A 4,404-nucleotide genomic window follows, 5' to 3' on the forward strand; every position below is an offset into this window, starting at 1 on the left:
CCGGAGGCCTCCTTGCCGGCGAGCGAGATCTGCTCGGACAGGTCGGCGGCAGGAATCACCCGCTCGGCGAGTGTGACGTTGTAGTTCGGCGGGAACAGCACCTTGAGGCGACCCTCGACGCGCGGGTCGTCGTTCACGACCGAGCCCACCGCGTTGATCAGATGGATGATGTGCTTTGCCATCGCGTAGCCCGGCGCGGCCTTCGCCCCGAAGATGGCCGTACGGGGCTGCACATCGGACGCGGCAACCCGGCCCGAGACGATGCTCTCGTACTGCGTCACGATGTGCAGCACCTTCAGCATCTGCCGCTTGTACTCGTGCAGGCGCTTGACCATCACGTCGAGCATGTGGCCGTCGCTGACCTCGAAGCCGTCGCGCTCGCGCAGCACCTGGCTGAGCCGGCGCTTGTTGGCCGCCTTCACCTCTGCGAACGCGGCGCGGAACTGCGGGTCTTCGGCGTGGGATTCGAGCTCGCGCAGCCGGCCGAGGTCGGTCACCCAGCCCGAGCCGAGTGCGTCGGTGATGAGCGCCGACAGCGACGGGTTCGCCAGGCGGATGAAGCGCCGCGGGGTGACGCCGTTCGTGACATTGGTGAACTTGCCCGGGAAGAACTCGTTGAAATCCGGCAGCACCTTGTCGCGCAGCAACTGCGAGTGCAGCTCCGCGACACCGTTGACCTTGGCGCCCGCGACCGTTGCGAGGTATGCCATCCGCACCGAGCGCACCGGCTGCTCGCCGATGATCGACATGTCGCGAATGCGCATCTCATCGTCGCCGAAGCGCTCGCGGACGGCATCCAGGAAGTCGTCGTTGATGCGGTAGATGATCTCGAGGTGGCGCGGCAGCAGGTGACCGAGCAGCTCGACCGACCATACCTCGAGAGCCTCGGGCAGCAGCGTGTGGCACGTGTACGCGAAGCACTGCTGAGTGATCGCCCACGCGGCATCCCACTCCATCCTCTTCTCGTCCACGAGCACCCGCATCAGCTCAGGCACCGCGATGACGGGGTGCGTGTCATTGAGCTGGAAGATCACGCGCTGCGGCAGCCTGGTGAGGTCGAAGTCGTTCGGGAGCGTGACCTCGAGGAAGTCCTTGATGGATGCCGCGACGAAGAAGTACTGCTGCTGCAGGCGCAGCTCCTTGCCCTGCGGCGTGGAGTCTTCGGGGTAGAGCACCTTGGAGATGTTCTCGGCGTAGGTCTGCGCGCGCACGGCCTCTTCGTAGTCGCCCGAGTTGAACACGCGAAGGTCGAACGAGTTGGTCGCCACGGCGCTCCACAGGCGCAGCGTGTTGACGCGCCCGTTCTGGTAGCCCGGCACCATGTAGTTGTAGGGCACCGCCTGCACGCCCCACGCGGGGATCCAGCGCGACCGCGTGACTCCCTCGTCGTCATAGGTCTCGGTGCGGCCGCCGAACGAGATCGTCTGCGCCGCCTCGGGGTGCGGGAACTCCCACGGTGAGCCGTAGGCGAGCCATGCGTCAGGCTGTTCGACCTGCTGGCCGTCGACGAAGGTCTGACGGAAGATGCCGTATTGGTAGCGGATGCCGTAGCCGGTGTTGGGCACGCCCATCGTCGCGAGCGAGTCGATGAAGCATGCCGCCAGGCGCCCGAGTCCGCCGTTGCCCAGGCCCGGCTCCACTTCCTCCTGGCGCAGCTCGTCGAGGTCGATGCCGCACGCCCTGAGCGCTTCGGTCGCGATGTCGGTGAGTCCAGTGGCGAGCAGGTTGTTGTCGAGCTGCCGGCCCAGCAGGTACTCGGCCGAGAGGTAGCAGACGCCCTTGGCCTGCACTTCGCGCTGGCGGCGGCCGTCTTCGAGCCACCGCGCCATCAGGTAGTCGCGCACCGTGTAGGCGAGCGCGTAGTACCGGTCGGTCGCGCTCGAGGCCGAGAGCGACACCCCGCGGTTGAAGTTGAGGTTCTGCAGGAACTCCCGGACGAAGCCGTCGACCGTACTCGCCGGCGCGGCCACGGGCGCGAGCGCCAGCGGGTGGGTCGCGCGCGCGGGCAGGTCGGACGGTGCGAGGGTGGGCTCTTGGGGCATGGATACGAAACTACCGATCAGGGCAGGACCGGGGCGCATCGACCGGGTCGTGCAGGCCCAGGATTTACATGCTTGTCACGTGGGACCACGACGGATGCCGCGGGGCTGAGCGCCGGATCGGAGCGTGGCGGCCCGCATGTTCATCCCTGCGCGGAGGTGAAGACCGGCACCCATTCGCTCATGCTTCGACGCGCTCCTTCTTCTCTTCGCGGCGCGCCACCCTGAGCTCATCCGTCGCGACCCGCACCGCCTCTTCGGCCCGGTTGACCCGTCGCTGCGCGAAGGTCGACGCCCCGAACCGGGCGCGCGCGCGGTCCTGCTCCTCTTCGACACTCGTGATGATGTAGGCCCCGGCGAGCAGGATCACCTGCGCGGAGAGGTTGAACCACAGCAGCAGTGCGATCAGCGAGGCGAACGAGGCAAGCAGCGGGTTCGCTCCCGCCCCGGCGACGAACAGGCTCGACAGCTGCTGCAGCACGGTCAGGCCGATCGCGCCGAAAAGGGCTCCGGGCAGCAGCGTGCGCCACGATGCCTTGACCCCGGAGAGTGTGCGGAAAAGCACCGCGACGGCGGCGGCATCCAGCGCGAACACCACGATGAGCGAAACGGCCCGCGTGCCGATGAGCGAGAGCGGGTCGTCGGCAGAGCGGCCGAGCAACTGGCTGAACGCGCCGATTCCGGCGTTCGCGTAGAACGTGATCACGGCGGATGCTGCGAACGCCGCTCCGATGCCGATGGCGATCACGAGGTTGCGCACCAGCGCCCAGATCCAGAACAGCTGGTCGGTGAGCTTGCCCGCGAGCGAGTGGAACGCGGCGCGCAGCGACCCGATCGCGCCGATCGCGGCACCGACCAGAGCGATGATCGACAGGATCGTGGTGAGAGTGAGCCCCGCCGGAACGGCGATCGAGGATGGGTCGATGATCCCGTCCTCTCCGACGAGACCGGGAATGGCCGCATCCACGGAGTCGATCAGCGCCTGCAGAAGCTCCGGATTGCCGGAGAGCACGAGGCCCGCGATCGAGAAGCCGAGCAGCACGCCCGCGAACACGCTGAAGAGGGCGCGGTAGGTGACGCTGTCTGCGAGCATCGGCCCGCGGTGCTCGCTGTACAACAGGAACGCGCGCACAGGTTTGAGTGTCAGCGCCCATGCGGTGATGCGTGCGATGAGGTTGGCCATGAGTGTGAGGTTAGCCGCCGGTCGCCGGCGTCCTCGGGGACTTGACCACTTGCCTGCGGCGTGCTCGTTCATGAACCTGTTCGTCGCGTAGGCGATCCACGACAGGAGGAATCGATCCAGGTGAGAAGCAACCGCAGCGTACTGCCGTTCACGCCCCGATGAACAGATTGACGTACCAGTGCCCGACCGATTCACCAGCGAACACGCCCGTCCAGCCGCCGAGGATCATCCACGGACCAAATGGGATCGCCGTCTTTCTGCCGGCCTTGCCAAGAACCAGCAGCGCTATTCCGAACACGCCCCCGTACACGAAGGCCATAAACGCGCCTACAACGAGCGCGCCGAAGCCGATCCATCCGAGATAGATTCCGATGACCCCCGCGAGCTTGACATCGCCGCCGCCCATGCCACCCGGACTCGCGAAGCGCAGCACGGAGTAGAAGACGTACAACGCCGCCGCTCCTGTCCCTGCTCGCAGCAGTGCCGCCCAGTCCGCACTCAGGAGCGCAGCGAGAGTGAAGAGCACTCCAGCGACGGCGAAGCTCGGCAGCACGATGTTGTTCGGAAGGCGATGCGCGTCGAGATCTATGAGCGTCAGCACGATGCTGATAGCAGCGAAGTAGAGAAAGGCGACCATTACGACGCCGAGAGCCCACGCCTGCGCCGCGTTGCCGGCGCCCGCATCGGCATTGACGAGAAACCACCATGCAACGACTGCAAACGCGATCCCCGTGATCGCCTCCACCAACGGATACCTCGCCGAGATGGGAGAGCCGCACGATGCGCATTTGCCGCGATGAGCGATCCACGACAATACGGGAACGTTCTGCCAGGGCGGTGAGGGAGAATCGCACGTCGTGCACTGACTCTCTCGCAGCCGAAAGACTTTCGCGGGAACACGGTCGGCGGCCCTGTTGAGGAACGAGCCGATGAACGATCCGAATACCCCCGCGACGATCACGAGGAGCGTAACGACTTCCGGCATTCGCTATGGCTCTGTCTGGGATGCTCTTGTGTCGAGTCGTGTCACGGTGTCGGCGATATCAAAGATGCCGCCAATCCTCCTAGCTCCGCAACTCAACTTTCCGATCGTGGGCCTCCACCACTCTGCCCACAGAGTTTAGCTCGCTGGCGCGCCTACTCGATCACCGGGGGTGTGGCGGGGATCTCGATACGGCGCTG

The 4,404-nt window shown here is 66.0% G+C and carries 3 protein-coding genes; all 3 read right to left on the reverse strand.

The features are described 5' to 3' along the window. Positions 1-2,042 (reverse strand): glycogen/starch/alpha-glucan family phosphorylase (gene glgP / locus QZV84_RS07500; protein WP_292827689.1); only part of this gene is annotated, 2,042 nt, incomplete at its 3' end. Between the two features lie 178 nt (positions 2,043-2,220). After that, positions 2,221-3,222 (reverse strand): YihY/virulence factor BrkB family protein, encoded by a 1,002-nt coding sequence (locus QZV84_RS07505; RefSeq protein ID WP_292827692.1) that lies wholly within the window; start codon positions 3,220-3,222, stop codon positions 2,221-2,223. Between the two features lie 148 nt (positions 3,223-3,370). Next, positions 3,371-4,207: an A24 family peptidase gene (locus QZV84_RS07510; protein WP_292827695.1), complete on the reverse strand. Its 837-nt coding sequence runs from the start codon at positions 4,205-4,207 to the stop codon at positions 3,371-3,373. Positions 4,208-4,404 lie beyond the last annotated feature (197 nt).

This window comes from Microbacterium sp. (assembly GCF_011620715.1).
Taxonomy (GTDB): domain Bacteria; phylum Actinomycetota; class Actinomycetes; order Actinomycetales; family Microbacteriaceae; genus Microbacterium.

Excerpts from the sequence above, each read along its gene's own strand:
- QZV84_RS07505 (WP_292827692.1), bottom strand. The coding sequence starts at position 3,222 with ATGGCCAACCTCATCGCACGCATCACCGCATGGGCGCTGACACTCAAA.
- QZV84_RS07510 (WP_292827695.1), bottom strand. The coding sequence starts at position 4,207 with ATGCCGGAAGTCGTTACGCTCCTCGTGATCGTCGCGGGGGTATTCGGA.